The organism is Tautonia sociabilis (assembly GCF_003977685.1).
GTDB classification, from domain to species: Bacteria; Planctomycetota; Planctomycetia; order Isosphaerales; family Isosphaeraceae; genus Tautonia; species Tautonia sociabilis.
Genome location: NZ_RYZH01000030.1, coordinates 1 through 15,971, shown reverse-complemented (window position 1 = coordinate 15,971; position 15,971 = coordinate 1). Strand labels below are relative to the sequence as shown.

Here is a 15,971-nt window from a genome sequence, read left to right as displayed (position 1 = left end):
ACTCCGCGGGGCCTGCCCATTGTGCGCGCAAGGTTGCCGGGACGTCCAGCAACCTCCATCCCGGTGCGGGATCGCCGGGGGATCCTCCCTCGGGATCAGTCGCGACGGAGGTCGAGCACCTCGAAGAGCGACTGGGTGCGCACGATCGAGCGGTCATCTGGGAAGGTGTGGAAGGCCTGGACGGACAGGCCGTTGAATCGGGAGTCGATCCGGATGAAGCTCACGGGGGAGGGGGCCAGCCGGTTGGGGGGGGAGAAGCGATGGTAGAGCCCCTTGGAGGCGTCCAGCGCCAGCTCGTCGCAGAGGTGGCGGAAGACCTCGCCGTCGAGCCGCTCGGCGTCGAAGCAGGTCTGATACTCGACGGTGGCCCCCCGCCGGAGGGTGGCCGAGCGCTCGTGCCGCACCGACTCGCGCAGGAGCTGGCCGTCGTCCGGCAGCGGCGTTTCCGGGCCGCAGAGGACCTCGGTGAGCCTGATGGGGCCGCTGGACCAGGTGATCGCGTGCCCACCCTCGATGATGCGGAGGTCGGCCTCCCAGGCTGGCCGGGAGATCCGGCGGTGGCCCCTCACGGCGAAGAAATCCGGGTGGATCGCCCGCGCAAAGACTTGGAACGACACATCGACGACCTTCGACCGACCGTAGCTGACGCCCATCCCGACGTCCTCCCTTCATCGATCGTCCCTGATGGTCGCCCGGCGCCGGGCTTCGAGGACATTATAGAGAAACCGAGAAATCCGACGACTCGCGACATCAACCGACACCGAGCGGCCGGGTCCCCGCGGACGACCCGCCTCGGCTTGACCCACCTCGTCCCTGCCCCTACACTCGCCACGCCGACGGGGGCACTCCCCCCGCCTTGGCCCGAGCGCCGGCCGTCGGGCACGGCCGGTTGGCTCTCACCCTCGATCGCCCTGGAGGCCCGAGGTGACCCGGATCGATTCCCTCCCTCCACTCCCCGCGAGGGCCGTCGCCGCCTGGCGGCGCGGAGGCCCAAGGTACGTCTGGCACAAGGCCCTCCGCCGGTGCCTCGGACGCTGGCCCTCCTGGAAGAGACGGATACTCTACCGAAACCCCCGCGTCTATTGGACCCTACGCGGCGGGGATGATTATTTTCGGGAACAGGAGGGGCAACCTTCCCGCTCCGACCGCGCCCGATGGCTCGCCGAGCGGATCGCCCGCTACGCGCCGGCCTCCGTGCTGGAGATCGGCTGCGGCTACGGCAAGCAGCTCCGGGAGCTGGACGCCCGGCTCCCCGGCGTGCCCCTGTTCGGGCTGGACTTCAGCCCGACCCAGTTGGCCTTCGCCCGGCGCCACCTCGACGGCCTCGGCGGTGTCTCCCTCTGTCTCGGCGACGGCCAGCGGCTCCCGTTCCCCGATTCCTCATTCGATCTGGTGCTCACCTCGGCGGTCATTCTCCACAATGCCCCCGAGGTCGCCGAGCGGATCCGGCTCGAGGCGATCCGGGTCGCCCGCCGCTGGGTGGCGCACAACGAGGACACGGACGAATCGTACAATCGGTTCGGCTACGACACGGCGGCCTGGTACCGGGGCGCCGGGATCCGACTGGCCGAATGCGGCCCGATCCCCGTCGGCTCGGCCGACGAGATCGCCCGGTCGCAGTTCTGCGTGGCCGCCCTCTGAGCGGCACTGCCCCCCGACGAGCCGATCGGTGCCCCCGTGACCGCCACCCCCCTCCCCCCTCCCACCGTCGCCACCGCCCGGCCCGAGGCCGTCGCCTCCCCCGACGTGCCCTCCTCGGCCGAGGGGAAGCGAGCCCTGCGGGACAGCCTGATCGTCGCCGTCGGCGGCCAGCTCGAGCGGGCGCTGGGCACCCTGACGGCCCTGGCGATGAAGTGGGGGCTCGACCCCGCCCAGCACGGCATCTACTCCGGCCTCCGCCTGACCCTGGACCACGCCAACCGCGCGAGCCTGGGGATCGGACGGGGAGCCGTCCAGGAGATCCCGGTCCTGCTGGCCTCCGGGAAGGGAGCCGAGGCGAGGCGAGTGGCCGACGTCGCCTTCGCCGCGTGCTCCGCCGGCGCAGCCCTCTACGCCCTCGGCCTCCTGGCGCTGGCCTGGTGGCGATGGCCGACCGGACCGGAGGCCTCGGCCGCCGACCTGACCTGGAGCGGCGGCCTGGCCGCCATCGCCCTGCTTGTGCTCATCAAGCGGTATCAGGATTTCCTCATCGCCCTGCACCGGGCCCATCGCCGCTTCGCCCTGACGACGGAACTGGCGATCGTCGACGCGGCCCTCTTCGCCGCGATGGTCGCCCTGGGCCTCTGGCTGGCCGGCCTGTGGGGCCTGCTGGCGGCGATCGGCCTGCTGAGCCTCTTCAACATCGCCTACCTCCACGCCCGGCACCCGATGCGGCTGGGCCTGGCCTGGGACGGGCCAATCGTCCTGCGGCTGCTGCGCACCGGCCTGCCGATCCTGGCCAACTCGGCCGCCTTCGCCGGCCTGCTGAGCCTCGATCGCGTGCTCATCCTGTCGCTCGCCCCCAACGGCGCCGAGGCGGCCGGCTATTACGCGATCGCGCTGATGGGCACCGGCTGGACGCTCGACCTGGCCGGCCGGATCGCCTCGGTGATGTACCCGTACTTCCAGACGACCCTCGGGAGGACGAGCGACCCGGTGGCGGTGGCCTCGCAGGCCAGCCGGGTCGTCGAGGCGATGGCCGCTCCGCTGGCCGCCGGCAGCGCCGTGGCCTACGTCGCGGCGCCGACGTTTCTGGGCCTGCTCATCCCCCGATACGCCCCTGGACTGGAGGCCCTCCGCCCCCTGCTGCCGGGCACCTTGCTGCTGGGCCTGGCCCTGCCGAGCCGGGAAGCGATGATCGCCGTCGACCGCCCCTATCGCCTGGCGCTGGCCACGCTGCCTGGCCTGGCGATCGCCGCCCTGGCCGGGGCGATCGGAGCGACCCGGGCGGGGATCGTCGGCGTTTCCTGGGGGATGACGCTCGGGTATGCGGCCGTCTACCTCGTCACCGCCGCCGCGGCCCTCGGCGGCGGGCTGGGGGCCCGGGGCTGGCTCTCCCACCAGGCGAGGCTGCTCCTGCCCGTCTCCTGGTTCGCCGCTGGCGCCCTGCTGGCGGCCCACGCGCCGATCCCCGGACCGGCCTGGCGGGAATTCGCCCTCCGGGTGTCCCTCCTCGCCGCCTGGGGACTGCCGGCGATGCTCCTCTGGGGACGAGCCCACGGCTGGGGGGGCCTGGTCAGCCGGGCCCGGCCGCCCGCATCAGCCGCCTGATCGCGGCCGGATCCGGCCATCGACGGATCGACACCGAGGAACGCACGGATGCTTGACCTCACCTTTGTCTCCCTGCTGGTCTGTTGGTCGACGGTTGTCGGCCTTGCCGTCCTCCGACGCCTCGGCCCCCCTCCCCCCCACTTCGCCGACGCCCTTGGCCTGGCGATCCCGCTGGGGCTGGGTGCTCTGTCGCTTTCGGCGCTGGGGCTGGGCCAGTTCGGCTGGCTCGGCCGACCCGGCCTGCTGGCCGTCTTGCTCCTCGGCGTGCTAGCCTCGATCCGCCCGGCTGCGATCGTCCGCCTCCTCCCCCGCCGAGGCGCTCCCTCTGACGGCTCTCCTCCTCCCTCTCCCCGAGATCGGGAGCGGGGGGAGGGTCGGGAGGAGAGGGCCCTCGCCGAGCCCCCGAGCCTCCCCCCGGCCGCCTCCTCGGACGAGAGGTCGACGCCCCGGTCCTCGCTCCGGCTGGCCTTCGACGCCGCCCTCGCCGCGATCCTCCTTGGCTCGCTGCTCACCGCGATGGCCCCTCCCACCGACGGCGACGCCCTCTGCTACCACCTCCAGGTGCCAAAGCTGTTCCTGTGGTCGGGCTCGGCCGGCTTCGATCCGGACCTGCACGAGACGGTCTACCCGCTGGTCACGGAGCTGCTCTACGGCGTCGCCCTGGCCTTCCGGGGGCCGGTCTCCTGCCGGCTGATCCAGTGGGCGCTCGGCGTGGTGTTCGCGCTGAACGTGGCGGCGCTGGCCAGGCCCATGCTCGGGAGGCGGTCGCGATGGGCGGCGACGATCGCCCTCGGGGTGCCGGCGGTGTCCAACGGCATGGGAGCCCCGCTGAATGACGTGGCGCTGGCGGCGTTCTCCTCGGCGGCGCTGGTGGCCTGGTGCCGCTGGCTCGACCGGCCTTCGATCCCCGCCTCGGCCCTGGTCGGCATCCTCGCCGGGCTGGCGATGGGGGTGAAGTACCCGGCGCTGGTGTGGGCGGGGGTGATCGGCCTCGGCATGGTGCTCGCCGGCGGGTCGACTCGGATCGGTTGGGGCGCGGCGATCCGCGGCTCGGCCGCGTTCGGCGCGGTCGCCCTGCTCGTCGGCGGCTGCTGGTATCTCCGCGCGTCCCTGTTCACCGGGAATCCCGTCCACCCGTTCTTCCGGGAGACGTTCGGCAGCGGGCTCGACGTGGTCCTGACGCCCGACAAGAGGCCGATGGCCCCGACCCCCTGGAACGTCCTGACGGCGATCGGGCCGATGACCCTGGATCCGGGCCGCTTCGACAGCTTCGCCCACCAGTTCGGCCCGGCGTTCCTCCTGTTCCTGCCGGCCCTGCTGCTGCGTTGGCCGCCAGCCCGGCTGGCGGCGATCGTGGCGGTGGGCTACGCCTTCCTGTCGCTCTGTCTGACCCAGCGCCAGAGCATGCGGTTCGTGCTGCCGGCCGTCGGGCCGATGGCCGTCGCCGTCGCCTGGCTCGCGGCCGACTGGCACGACCGGCGGGGGATCGCGCCGAGGCTGCTCCTGGCCGGGGTCGTGCTGATGCTTACGTTCGAGGCGGCCATCGCCGTCTCCCGGGCCCGGCACGGGCTGCCCGCGGCGATCGGCCTCGAATCGGCTGAGGACTACCTGGCGAGGAGAGAGCCGACCTACCGCGTCGGCCGCTGGATCGACGCCCACCTGCCCGACTCGGCCCGGATCGTCGGCCAGGACCACCGGGGCTTCTACCTCCCCCGCCCGTACACGATGGAGAAGGCCCACCGACGCCGCACCGGCCTGGGAACGCGAGGCGAGTCGCCGGCTCGGATCGTGCAACACTTCCTCGACCGCGGGTTCACCCATCTGCTCCTCTGCCCCCCCGACCCGCCGGACGCCGTCGAGTTCGACCCCGAGCTTGGCCGCCTGCTCGCCCCCTGGCTGGACGCCCGGGTCCCCCTCTACGCCGAGTCGATCACCGACCCGGACGGCGTGACCCGACAGTATGCCCTCTACGACCTGCGCGACCACGACCCAATCGCCCTGGCCGACGACGGGGAGACCCCTCGATGAGCCCGACCCTTGAGGAGCTCCGTCGCCGAGAGCTTCAGGGGCCAGATGCCCGCATCGGCAACTGGCTCGCCCGGCGGTTCGCCCGACCGGCAGCGATCTTCGGGACGTGGCTCGCGATCCGGCTGGGGCTGTCGGCGAACCAGCTTACGGTGGCCAGCCTGGCGGCGTCGCTGGCCTCGGCCGCGGCGATCGGCCTCGGGACGCGGGCCGGGTTCATCTCGGGGGCGGCCCTCGGGCTGCTCGCGTTCTGGCTCGACCGGGTCGACGGGCAGGTCGCCCGGTGGCGGGGGACGGCCGGAGTGAACGGCGTGTACCTCGATTACTTGATGCATCACGCGGCCACGATGACGACCGGCTTCGCCCTCGGCTTCGGCCTCGCCGCCCGGACGGGGGAGCTCTCCTGGGCGGCGGCGGGGTTCGCCGTCGCGATGGGCTGGACGTTTCTCAGCCTCCAGAACGATTGCCGATACAAGGCCTTTTTCCAGCCGTTGAAGCGGGCTCCCGGCTCCTTCCGCGTCGACGGCGGCGCCGGGGGCCGGCCCGCCCCCCCCTCCCCGTGGCCAAGGAGGGGCCGAGGGATGCTCACCTGGCCGGGCTACAAGGCGAGCGAGCCGCACGCCGTGCTGCTGGCAATCGTCGCTCTGGCCGCGCTGGCGGTCGTCCATGGCGGGGCCTGGAGCATCGCCTGGCGGGGGTACGTGATGACGATGGCGACCCTCGCACCGATCCTGGCGGCGGGGAGGATCGCCCGAACCGTCGTCCGGGGGATCGTCGAGGAGGAATTCGCCCGCTGGTTCCGACCGATCGGGAGGGGGGATCCGACGGCGGACGACGGATGCCTCGGCGGTCGGATCCGGGTACGATACCGGACGGGCCGGGACCGGGACGAGCACCTCGGCGAAGGGGAGCATTCATGGGGGACGACACCGTGCAGGGGCTCGGGCACTTGCCCGAGATGCCCGGAAAACGCGACCGGTTCGGCATCGGCGTTGTCGGCTCGGGGTTCATCGTCCGGGATTGCCACCTCGTCGCCTATGCCGACGCCGAATTCCGAGTCGTCGGCCTGACCTCTCGGACCCGATCGACGGCCGAGGAGGTTGCCCGGCTTCGGGGCGTGCCGAGCGTGTTCGACTCGGTCGAGGCGATGCTCGACGCCGGGGGCGTGGACATCCTGGACGTGGCTGTCCCGCCGCAAGACCAGCCGGAGATCCTGCGCCGGATCCTCGCCCACCCGAAGCGGCCGAGGGGCATCCTCGCCCAGAAGCCGATGGCGATGACGATCGAACAAGCCCGCGAGATCGTCTCCGAGTGCCAACGTGCCGGGGTCGTCCTGCAAGTCAACCAGAACATGCGGTACGACCACTCGGTCCGGGCGCTGAAGCACCTGCTCGATCGCGGGGAGCTCGGCGACCCGGTGCTGGCGACGATCGACATGCGGGCGATCCCCCACTGGATGCCCTGGGCCGAGGGCCTGCGATCGCTCTCGACGTTCATCATGAGCATCCACCACCTGGATACCTTTCGCTACTGGCTGGGCAACCCGGATCGCGTGCTCGCCAGCACCCGGCCCGACCCAAGAACCCGGTTCCCCCACGCCGACGGGATCAACCTGTACATCCTCGAATACGACAACGGCGCCCGGGCCTGCTCCTGGGACGACGTCTGGACCGGGCCGGCCCGCGAGGGGGGCGGGGCGGACATCGGCATCCGGTGGCGGTTCGAGGGAACCCGGGGGACGGCCCTCGGGACGATCGGCTGGCCGGGCTGGCCGGACCGGGTGCCGAGTACGATGGACTACTCCACGGTCGCCGACAGCCAGTGGCATCGCCCCCGCTGGCCGGAGGCCTGGTTCCCCGACGCCTTCGCCGGCCCGATGGCCGGACTGATGATCGCCCTGGAGAACGGCACCGAACCCGATATCTCCGGAGCGGACAACCTCGGCACGATCGCCCTCTGCGAGGCTGTTCTCCGCGCGGCGACGGAGCACCGGGCCGTCGCGCCGGCCCCCTGAGAAGGCCGTCCCGGACACAGCACACCGCATCGAAAAGACAATCGGAACCAACAATGAGCGAATCCCGATTCATTTACATCGGCACCGACAGCGGCGCCACCACCTCCAAGGTCGGGGCCGTCTGGGAGGACGGCACCACGGTCTCCACCCGGCTGCTCCAGCATCCGACCAACGCCCAGAAGGGTCCCGAGGCGGTCGTCCGCGGCTGGGTGGAGGCGGTCGACGCCTTCCTGCGCGAGCAGGGGATCGGCTGGGACCGGGTCCGGGGAGTCGGCCTGGCGATCCCGGGTCCGTTCCGCTCGTATGGCGTGCTCGACCGCTCGGCCAATCTCCCCGAAAGCTTCGCCGGCTTCAACGTGCACGAGCATTACCGAAACGCCCTCTCCGCGAAGGCCGGCCGGCCGATTCCCGTGACCGTGGGAAACGACGGCGACCTCGGCGGTGTGGGCGAGGCGCAGCGCGTCCGAGGCTCGGGGACCGGCAGCGTGGTGATGCTCGCCCCCGGCTCGGGCCTGGGCTGCGCCTACGTCGACGGCCGAGGCCTGCCCCTAACCGGCGACTCGCTGGCGGGCATGGAAGGCGGCCACATGCCGGCCCCGTTGCAGGTGCTCGGCGTGCCCGCCTACCCCTGCGGCTGCGGCCGGACCTGGGGCTGCATCGAGGTCTACACAACCCTCGCCGGTCTGCCTCGCCTGCTGGAGGCGAAGCTCGCGGAGTACCCCAACCACGAACTCGCCCGCTCCGATCGGCCGATGAAGGAGCGCGCCTTCGCCCTCCGGGGCCTGGCCCAGCGCGGGGACGAACTGGCCCTGTCAATCTTCGACTTCCAGGCCAAGGCACTCGGCCTGCACGTCGCCAACCTGGCGATGGCGCTCGACCCCTCTTATTTCGTCATCGGCGGCGGCCTGATGGATCCCGAGGCCACGACCGACGCCTTCCGCGAGCGCTACCTACGCATCGTCCGAGAGTCGGCCGATCCCTTCCTCTTCCCGAACCAGCGGGCGAGCATGCGGATCGTACCGGCGACGCTGGGGGACCTCTCCCAGGCCATCGGCGCGGCGCTGGTCGCCCTCTACCGCGACCGGCCGTGACCCGCCCGGCGCGCTGGGGTCGAGTCGTCCCGACCCCAGCCGCCACCGGGCGGAGCTGCTTGCGTGCGACGCGCCCGGCCACTCGTCAGATCGCCTGGTCGCCGCCGAAGGAGGTGCGGCCCTTGACGTGGCCGAGGCGGCCGAAGGTGCTGTCGAGCACCCGCTCCAGCCGCTCGGCGGCTCCGCTGACGGCCTCGTCGATCGAGGCGGCGTCGTGGGAGGCGATCAGCGGCTGGTGGCCGGCGATGCGTGCCTCCATCGTGCACCTGATGTCGATGCCCGACTTCTTATCGCTGTTCACGTCGCCGAGATGGACCTCGACCCGGGTGATCTGGTCGCCGAAGCGGCCGAGAACGTGGTCGACCTCGGCCTGGACGCGATCGGCTAGGTCGGCGTCGTGCTCGATGTAGTTATTCGTGGTCAATTCGACATGCATGAGAATTCCTTTCCGGCCGGGGAAGGGCCCGGCCGATCGGTGATGGGGTGCCGTGCGTCGGCCCTCGGCACCTCCCAGTCCGGGCCGATCCGAGGGAGGCGACGGCGGGGGACGATCAGCGATCCACGTGCCGGAGCGAGGTCGAAAGCAGGATCGCCATCTCTTGCCGCTGAACTCGACCCAGGGCGCCGGCCGTCGGCGACCCCGATCGGGCCGAGGTACACGCCTCGATGAAGGCGAACGGATCCCAGCCATCCCGAAGCAGCCGGGCCGCCAGCCCCTCATCGCCGGCCCCGGCCAGAATCGGCCGAGCGGCCTCGGCCAGGGCGGTGAAGTCCGGATGGCGGCCGACCCGGCGGAACCAGTACGAGGCGTTGCCCGGGTCCGGCTCTCGGCGGTGGGCGATCCCGTGCCAGTACTGCGAGGTCGTCCGTTCGCCGCGGTCATCGGCCTCCTGGGCGGCGGTATGGCTGGGCTCCCAGGAGTCAAGCATCTGCAGCAGTCCGGCCTGCAGCGCCAGCAAGCTCGGCCGGTCGGCGTCGGGAAAGAGGGCGACGAGGTTGCGCTCCGAGACGGCGGCCACCAGCCTCGGGCGAGTCGGGCGCGACCGCACCAGCGGCGGCCCGTCGTCGGGCCCGGCGCCGAGGGCGGCCGAGGCGATCGCCGCAACCACGTCCCCAGCATGCAACCCGAGCGATCGCCGCACGGCCTCCGCGTTCTCCCCCGCCTCCAGGCGATCGACGACGTCCGCCACCGCCACCCCGGAGCCGGCCAGGATCGGCCCGTCCCCTCGGTCTTCGATCAGATCCAGGATACCCGGCATGGCGGCGACCCTCCTCGTCCGTTCCTTCGGGATCTTCGCCGCGAGGAGGGCCGCTGTCAATTCGGTCACTCGCCCGGCTCGCCGGCCTCCGGCTCGGCGATCGCGGCCAAGTCGGGGACGGCATCGAAGGGCTCGATCGTTGTCGAAGGCAGCGAGTTGTCGTGCACCAGCACGCCCAGCTCGCCGACGAAGAAGCTGCGTGTCTCGGCCACGTCCAGGTTGTAAACCAGTTGGACCTGCCCCTCCTCAATCGCCTCCACCGTGGCCGTCCGGCCGACGGCCCGGATCGTGTCACCGACCCGGAGTTCCCGGGCCATGACCCACCCCCGGCCGGCGACCCAGAAGCGGTGGAAGTCGCTGGAGACGATTGTCTCGCCGCCGATGCGCACCTCGAACGTCGTGCTCGGAGGGTTGTGGTGCAGGCCGATGACCGGCTTGTACGCCAGGGAGCCCGTCGCTTCGTCCTGGCTGAGCACCAGGTCGCCGACCTGGATCTCCTCGATCGGCCGGGGGCCGTCGACCGTATGCACCGGCGTCCCCGCGCCGAAGCAGCTCGCCATCCGGATGGCGACGAGCGGCAGCTCGAAGACGCCGATCGGGACCGGTCGGGGCTGGACCGAGACGACATCGGTGACCGTCGAGGTGCCGTTCGCCGGTCGGGGCAGGACCTGCCTCATGCCGATCTGGTCGATCCACCAGGCTCGCCAGGCGTCGGGGTCGTCGCCGTTGCGGGTGCCCGTGGCCTCCTCCAGCACGGGGACGACCCGGCCGTTTAGCTCCCGGATCGGGGCGTTTGTCAGCTCGATCGCCAGCACATCCCGACGGAGGTGCTCCTGGACCTGCGCCGTCGCCCGTTCGGCCTCGAGGAACATCTGGCCGATGGGAATCTGGTACTCGCGGCTGTATGCGAGACTGAACGTCGTCCCGCTGTTCAGGGGGATGGCGCCGAATCGTGAGTGCGGAGCACTCGGGAACGCGAGAGACGGAAGCTGTCTGTTCGTTGAGAAGGCCGACACCAACGTCTCCGCCGCCTGGCCGTCGATCCCTTCCTGCCGGAGCCGGGCGGTGAATTCGCGCTGCCGCTCGGGAGAGGCTCCGGCCAGGGCCCGAGAGAGGTCCGGGTCGCTGTAGGCGGGGGAAACCAACACCTCGGATCGGGCGAGCAGGGGGAGGCCATCCGGGCCGATCCGGAGTTGGTCTCCTGGCAGCAGCGGCACCGAGGGAGGCGGCGGAGCGGCGTAGACGCGGCGATAGTTGTACTGCTTGCCCTCGACGAACAGCTCGCCCGCCGAGCCGGGCCCGTTCACCGGCTGGACACTGTACTGGATCGGTTTGCGGATCATCCCGATCAGCAGGTCGGCCCACTCGCGAGGGTCGCGTCGTTTGAGCGTCTCGGTCGCCAGCCGGCGGACCTCGGCGTCGTTGCTGAAGGCCGCCAGCGTCGCCAGGGCCCGCGAAGCGTCCCGGGCGTCGATCTGGCCGAGGACCTGCACCGCCACCGGACCGTCGGCGTGCCGGCCGGCCACGAGCACCGACCAGATCGCCGGCACCAGCAGCGGATGCTCGACGGCCGCCAGGCCGGCCAGCGCCTCGCCCCGTGTCCCGGGGTCGGCCAGTTGCGCCGCCCACGCCTCCAGCCGAGGGCGCCAGGTCTTCTCCAGCGCCTCGCGGGCCTCGGCCTCGGCCTTGGCGGCGGCGATCTGGGCGTCGGTCAGCCACCGGCCGTGGTGTTTCTTGTAGCCCAACCGCTTCCAGGCCGCCTCCCGCTTCGGGTCAAGCCGGGTGACCGCGGCGAAGTGGGCGGTCGCCTCGTCGGTCAGGCCCGATCGCTCGCACCAGAGGGCGAGCTTCCAGTGGGCGTCGGCGGTCTCCTCCATCCGGGAGCGACGCCCCTCGTACTCCTCCCGCAGGGCGGCGTGCGCCGCGTCGTCCGGCTCCGAGGCCACCTCGGCCGGCCGACGCCAGGACGCGCCGCGGCGAACCTGGCCCATCAGCCCTCGGGCAGCGAAGTGGTCGGGGGCCACCAGCACCGCCAGGGCCAGGTGCCGCATCGCGTCGGCCCTCCGGCCGTTGGCCTCGCACCAGAGGGCCAACCGGACCTGGGCGTCGGGGTCCCTCCCGGCAGCCCGGGACGCGGCTTGGTAGGCATCCTCGATGGCCGGGGGCGAGCTCGACTCGACCGGGGTCCCCAGCCCGATCCCAAGCAACAGCACCGATCGGATCGCGGTCGAGCAGACCATGGCAACCTCCTGGTGTCGGGATGGTCCCGGGCGGCCGTCGTCTCTCTCGACATCCCGCCCCCGGCAGCCGAGCCCCCCAATCAAGCTCGACGTCGGACATGCGGAGGACGTTCACTCCCGGACGCGTGTCCCTCGGAAACGGGGGGCCGCCTTGATCCTAGCAACGCGGCCCTGATCCAAGCATCGCCTCCATGCGTGCAATTGTCAAGGAAAAACGCGGGCAAATCCCGATCAACTCGCGCGAAAAACCGTCGATAGCAAGCGGGACCAGCGTCGCGACCGCCCCGGAGGGCGAGCGATCCTCGCGGCGTTCCGTGATGAAGGATAGAATCAAAGACAAGGGGCGCATCCGCCCGATTCTGGAATTCGCACCGGGTCCGGCACCATTCCTGATCCCCGGGGGAATCGCACGATGGACGAGCAACCGCGCCGGATTCCCCTGCTGCAACGCCGAGAGATCGAGGCCCGGATTGTCGCTCCGCTGGTTTCCGCGGTGATCGAGGAGCTGGGGGAAGAACGGACCCTGGCCCTGCTGCGCCGGGTGGTCGAGCAACTGGCCCGCGAGTCGGGGGCCGAGCTGGCGAAGTCGGTCGGAGAGGCCGGCCTGGCGGCCTTCTCGAAGACGCTCGACCTCTGGACCGAGGGGGGAGCCCTGGAGATCGAGTGGCTGGAGCGGTCGGACGACCGGCTGGACTTCAACGTCACCCGCTGCCGATATGCCGAGATGTACCGCCAGCTCGGCCTCGGCGACCTCGGCTCCCGCCTCTCGTGCTGCCGAGACGCCGCCCTCGCCGGCGGCTTCGACCCGAACATCACGCTCTCGCGCACCCAGACGATCATGGAAGGAGCGCCATTCTGCGACTTCCGCTTCCGCCACCTCCCGGCCGACCGGCCCGACGGTCCCCCGAATGTCCCCGAGCCAGGCCGCTTAATTGAACCGGACCCACGCGCGGGGCCGAAGGTGTAACTCGTTCCGGGCCGCTGTCTTGCAATTCGAGACGCGGCGCGGAACGATGATCCTTCCGCCTCGGATCGACGAGCGTCCGGGATCCCCTGTCCTGTCCGCCCTCCGGCCCGAGCGGCGGCGTTCCCAGTCTCCCGTCCGATCGGACGCCCGCGATCGGATCGGTCCAGAGCGGGGAGCAGCTCGGCTTCCCAACGCCTGACCGATCGATCGCCCAGGAGAGGAGGCGAGGCCGTGTCGACCGAGATTCGAGTGGGCGACCTGTACATGAACCTCGTCGACGACGAGCCGACCAGCGGCGAGCTCGCCACCCAGCGCCGGGTGATGGAGACCGCCGAGGACCGGCCCGACACCGAGTCGCTGCCGGCCCTGGCCGACCCGGCGGCCGACCACCTCGACCCCGACCTCCGGCGCCGCCGGGCCGACGTGGATGAGAAGCACCGGCGGGTCGTCGAGTTCCTGGAACGCCACGGCTACCATGCCGCCCTGCTGGGCCGGGCCGACTCCGTCTCCTGGTTCACCTCCGGCGGCGACCTGCGCGAGCACCTCGGCTCCGAGTTTGCCTCGGTCCAGCTTTTCATCAACCATCGCTGTCGGGCCATCCTGGCCGACAACGTCCAGAGCCCTCGAGCCTTCGAGGAGGAGGTCGCCGGCCTGGGCTTCCACCTCAAGGAACGCCCCTGGCACGAGCCGGCGGGGCCGCTGGTGGAATCGCTCTGCCGGGGCAGGAAGATCGCCTCGGACCTGGCCGGCCCGGGGCTCTCGACGGAGACGGACCGGCTCCGCGAGTTGCGGCTCTCCCTCTCGAAGCTGGAGCGGCAGCGGCTGAGGGAACTCGGCCGGACGCTGACCCTCTGCGTCGAGGCCACCTGCCGGAACTTCGAGCCCGGCGAGACCGAGGCCGACCTGGCCGGCCACCTCTGCCACCGCCTCCTGCGCGAGGGGGTCACACCAGTGGCGCTGAGCGTCGCCGGCGACGACCGCCCGGCCCGCTATCGCCGCCCGGCCTTCAAGTCCGCCCCGATCCGGTCCCGGGCCGTCATCCGGGCCACCGGCCGCCGGCACGGCCTCTGCGCCTCGGTCACCCGGATCGTCTCGCTCGGCCCGGTCGACCCGAAGGTCCGAGAGGCGCACGGAATCGCCGCCATGGTCGACGCCACGGCGATCTACTTCTCCCGCCCCGGCCAGCCGGTGGCCGAGGTCTTCCGGCGCCTCCGTCGGATCTACGAGAAGTTCGGCCATCCCCACGAGTGGACCCTCGCCTACCAGGGATCGGTCGTCGGCTATGCCCCCACCGAGTTCCCGCTGCTGCCCGACAGCCCGTTCGTCATCCGCGAGAATCTGCCGCTGAACTGGTCCCCCAGCGTCGGCCCGGCGCAGTCGGAGGACACCGTGGTGGTCGACGCCCGGGGCTTCGAGGTCGTCACCGAGGCCCAACGCTGGCCGAAGCTCGAGATCATGGTCAAGGGTTTCTCCCTTCCCCGGCCCGGCATCCTGGAACGCTGAGCCACCCATCCCGGCGGGGCCTCCCCGTTGCCTCGATCACGATCGAGGAGGCATTGGCGCCGGCCCGGAAAACGACCGCAACGCACGAAGGGCAAACGGATTCGGACGTTCATCCTCGTCCTCCTCGCCCGCCGCCCGTATCGCCGCGACGGCCATCGCGCCCCGCCCGTTCCCGGCCTCCGTCCCAACCATCCCGGGCCCCGGTCCCAGCCCCGAGGGGGTCGGAAAATCCCGATCTGATCCGACGATACAGGAGATGACTCCCGGGAAAACGGCCCGAGCAAGACATCCGGGGCGCCGAGGGTGAACTTCCCGAGTGCGCGAGACGAACCTAGAATGAGAGCGTTCGTTCCGCTCGAAAGGAACTCATCGATCATGCGACTGTCCTGGAAGCTCGGCCGGGTCGCCGGGATCGACCTTTACGTGCACGCCACCTTCTTCGTGATGATGGCGGTGCTGGCGACGGCGCAGCGCGGGGTCGAGGCGGTCCTGATGGTCTTGGCGCTGTTCGGCTGCGTGCTGTTGCACGAGCTCGGCCACGCCCTGACGGCCCGTCGCTTCGGCATCCCGACCGAGCACATCACCCTCTACCCGATCGGAGGCGTCGCCCGCCTCCACCGTATGCCCCGCGAGCCGGGGGCCGAGTTGTTGATCGCGCTGGCCGGCCCGGCCGTGAACGTTGGCATCGCCGCGACGCTGTTCGCTGGCCTGGCGGTGGTTTCCGCCCTGGCACCCGCGATGGCGGCCGGCTCGATCGGGATGGTGCTCGGCGATCTGCTTCGGGTGAACCTGCTGCTGGCCTGCTTCAACCTCCTGCCGATCTTCCCCATGGACGGCGGCCGGGTCCTCCGGGCCATGCTGAGCCGGCCGCTCGGCCGGCTGAGGGCGACCGAGATCGCCGCCGCCCTGGGCCAGGCGCTGGCGATGATCGCCGGCGGGGCCTGCGTCGTGGCGATCGTCGTGACCGGCCAGCCGCTGTTCCTGCTGCACCTCGCCCTGGCGGCGTTCATCTTCCTCGCCGCCGGCGGGGAGCGCGGCCAGGTCCGCGCCGAGGAGTTGCGCCTCCGCGCCAGCCAGGCCGCCCCGGGCTACACCTGGATCGACCTGGGCAACGGAGTCTGGCAGCTCGCCCCGGTCATCCTGCTCGACGAACCCGCCCCCAGGCCGTTCCGAGGGGCCCGACCGTGGCTCTGAACCCCGATCCCGCCCGCTCCCGACGTCCCACCCCGATCGTCGAGCTTGGCGTCGCCGAGGCCTACGACCTGCTCTCCCGGCACTTCGGCCTCGTCGACCTCCCCCCGCTGGAGGCGATCGAGAACGAGGACTGGGGCCGAGACTCCCTGTTGCATCGCTTCCTCGACATCCCCCCCGCCGAGCTCGCCGCCGCCGGCCTCTGCTGGGACGACGACGCCGGCAACGAGGCGGGGCGAGGCGGGACAATTCCCCAGGCTCATTGATCCCCCTCCTCGTCCGATTGGCTCCCCCGGCACGAGCATCGTATCCGTCCGGTGAAGACCATCCTTGACGCCCGCGCGGCCCGAGCGCAGGGCGGCCCTGGCCGTCAGCCGGCGGCCAGGATGCGGCGGACCGACGTCCGGCCGATCCCCAGTCGCCGCGCGATCT

General features: G+C 71.5%; 14 protein-coding genes. 10 read left to right on the top strand and 4 right to left on the bottom strand.

Going from position 1 to position 15,971, the window contains the following annotated elements; genetic code table 11:
- Positions 1–95 precede the first annotated feature (95 nt).
- Positions 96–653: a DUF2617 family protein gene (locus TsocGM_RS15525; protein WP_126726379.1), complete on the bottom strand. Its 558-nt coding sequence runs from the start codon at positions 651–653 to the stop codon at positions 96–98.
- A 271-nt stretch (positions 654–924) separates the two neighbouring features.
- Between TsocGM_RS15525 and TsocGM_RS15520 the strand changes: the two genes are divergently transcribed.
- From TsocGM_RS15520 to TsocGM_RS15495, 6 genes are read left to right on the top strand one after another with little or no spacing between them, the layout of a single operon-like run.
- Positions 925–1,641 carry a class I SAM-dependent methyltransferase gene (locus TsocGM_RS15520; protein WP_233578940.1) on the top strand — a complete coding sequence of 239 codons (717 nt, stop codon included), beginning with the start codon at positions 925–927 and terminating at the stop codon, positions 1,639–1,641.
- Between the two features lie 36 nt (positions 1,642–1,677).
- Positions 1,678–3,249 (top strand): lipopolysaccharide biosynthesis protein, encoded by a 1,572-nt coding sequence (locus TsocGM_RS15510; protein ID WP_233578938.1) that lies wholly within the window; start codon positions 1,678–1,680, stop codon positions 3,247–3,249.
- Between the two features lie 48 nt (positions 3,250–3,297).
- A complete protein-coding gene (locus TsocGM_RS15505) occupies positions 3,298–5,277 on the top strand; it encodes a glycosyltransferase family 39 protein (protein ID WP_126726377.1) in 1,980 nt (659 codons plus the stop codon).
- Complete coding sequence (locus tag TsocGM_RS27135; protein ID WP_233578935.1) at positions 5,274–6,344, top strand: CDP-alcohol phosphatidyltransferase family protein; 1,071 nt, start codon at positions 5,274–5,276, stop codon at positions 6,342–6,344. The genes TsocGM_RS15505 and TsocGM_RS27135 overlap by 4 nt, the downstream gene beginning before the upstream one ends.
- Entirely contained in the window at positions 6,233–7,288 is a 1,056-nt protein-coding gene (locus TsocGM_RS15500) for a Gfo/Idh/MocA family protein (protein WP_233578951.1), read from the top strand. The genes TsocGM_RS27135 and TsocGM_RS15500 overlap by 112 nt, the downstream gene beginning before the upstream one ends.
- A 53-nt stretch (positions 7,289–7,341) precedes the next feature.
- Positions 7,342–8,379, top strand: a complete 1,038-nt coding sequence (locus tag TsocGM_RS15495) for an ROK family protein (RefSeq protein ID WP_126726375.1) — start codon at positions 7,342–7,344, stop codon at positions 8,377–8,379.
- Between the two features lie 85 nt (positions 8,380–8,464).
- Here the strand turns inward: TsocGM_RS15495 and TsocGM_RS15490 are convergent, their stop codons facing one another.
- The 3 genes from TsocGM_RS15490 to TsocGM_RS15480 form a co-directional block, all read right to left on the bottom strand.
- Entirely contained in the window at positions 8,465–8,815 is a 351-nt protein-coding gene (locus tag TsocGM_RS15490) for an HPF/RaiA family ribosome-associated protein (RefSeq protein ID WP_126726374.1), read from the bottom strand.
- Positions 8,816–8,930: 115 nt separating this feature from the next.
- On the bottom strand, positions 8,931–9,638 hold the full coding sequence (locus tag TsocGM_RS15485; protein ID WP_126726373.1) for a hypothetical protein: 708 nt from the start codon (positions 9,636–9,638) through the stop codon (positions 8,931–8,933).
- Between the two features lie 65 nt (positions 9,639–9,703).
- Positions 9,704–11,878 carry a polymorphic toxin-type HINT domain-containing protein gene (locus TsocGM_RS15480; protein ID WP_126726372.1) on the bottom strand — a complete coding sequence of 725 codons (2,175 nt, stop codon included), beginning with the start codon at positions 11,876–11,878 and terminating at the stop codon, positions 9,704–9,706.
- 412 nt (positions 11,879–12,290) lie between these two features.
- Here TsocGM_RS15480 and TsocGM_RS15475 point away from each other — a divergent pair, with 412 nt between their 5' ends.
- From TsocGM_RS15475 to TsocGM_RS15460, 4 genes are all read left to right on the top strand, one after another.
- The gene (locus TsocGM_RS15475; RefSeq protein WP_126726371.1) at positions 12,291–12,845 is read left to right on the top strand and encodes an L-2-amino-thiazoline-4-carboxylic acid hydrolase; all 555 of its coding nucleotides are present in this window, start codon (positions 12,291–12,293) and stop codon (positions 12,843–12,845) included.
- Positions 12,846–13,076: 231 nt separating this feature from the next.
- A complete protein-coding gene (locus tag TsocGM_RS15470; protein WP_233578933.1) occupies positions 13,077–14,348 on the top strand; it encodes a M24 family metallopeptidase in 1,272 nt (423 codons plus the stop codon).
- A 375-nt stretch (positions 14,349–14,723) separates the two neighbouring features.
- Positions 14,724–15,542: a site-2 protease family protein gene (locus TsocGM_RS15465; RefSeq protein ID WP_126726370.1), complete on the top strand. Its 819-nt coding sequence runs from the start codon at positions 14,724–14,726 to the stop codon at positions 15,540–15,542.
- Positions 15,533–15,805, top strand: a complete 273-nt coding sequence (locus TsocGM_RS15460) for a hypothetical protein (RefSeq protein WP_233578930.1) — start codon at positions 15,533–15,535, stop codon at positions 15,803–15,805. The genes TsocGM_RS15465 and TsocGM_RS15460 overlap by 10 nt, the downstream gene beginning before the upstream one ends.
- The last annotated feature ends 166 nt before the right edge of the window (positions 15,806–15,971 follow it).

Bases quoted from the DNA above. Each gene is read 5' to 3' on its own strand.
- TsocGM_RS15490 (WP_126726374.1), bottom strand. From the start codon at position 8,815: ATGCATGTCGAATTGACCACGAATAACTACATCGAGCACGACGCCGAC.
- TsocGM_RS15505 (WP_126726377.1), top strand. From the start codon at position 3,298: ATGCTTGACCTCACCTTTGTCTCCCTGCTGGTCTGTTGGTCGACGGTT.
- TsocGM_RS15500 (WP_233578951.1), top strand. From the start codon at position 6,233: ATGCCCGGAAAACGCGACCGGTTCGGCATCGGCGTTGTCGGCTCGGGG.
- TsocGM_RS15495 (WP_126726375.1), top strand. From the start codon at position 7,342: ATGAGCGAATCCCGATTCATTTACATCGGCACCGACAGCGGCGCCACC.
- TsocGM_RS15465 (WP_126726370.1), top strand. From the start codon at position 14,724: ATGCGACTGTCCTGGAAGCTCGGCCGGGTCGCCGGGATCGACCTTTAC.
- TsocGM_RS15485 (WP_126726373.1), bottom strand. From the start codon at position 9,638: ATGCCGGGTATCCTGGATCTGATCGAAGACCGAGGGGACGGGCCGATC.
- TsocGM_RS15480 (WP_126726372.1), bottom strand. From the start codon at position 11,878: ATGGTCTGCTCGACCGCGATCCGATCGGTGCTGTTGCTTGGGATCGGG.
- TsocGM_RS15525 (WP_126726379.1), bottom strand. From the start codon at position 653: ATGGGCGTCAGCTACGGTCGGTCGAAGGTCGTCGATGTGTCGTTCCAA.
- TsocGM_RS15475 (WP_126726371.1), top strand. From the start codon at position 12,291: ATGGACGAGCAACCGCGCCGGATTCCCCTGCTGCAACGCCGAGAGATC.
- TsocGM_RS27135 (WP_233578935.1), top strand. From the start codon at position 5,274: ATGAGCCCGACCCTTGAGGAGCTCCGTCGCCGAGAGCTTCAGGGGCCA.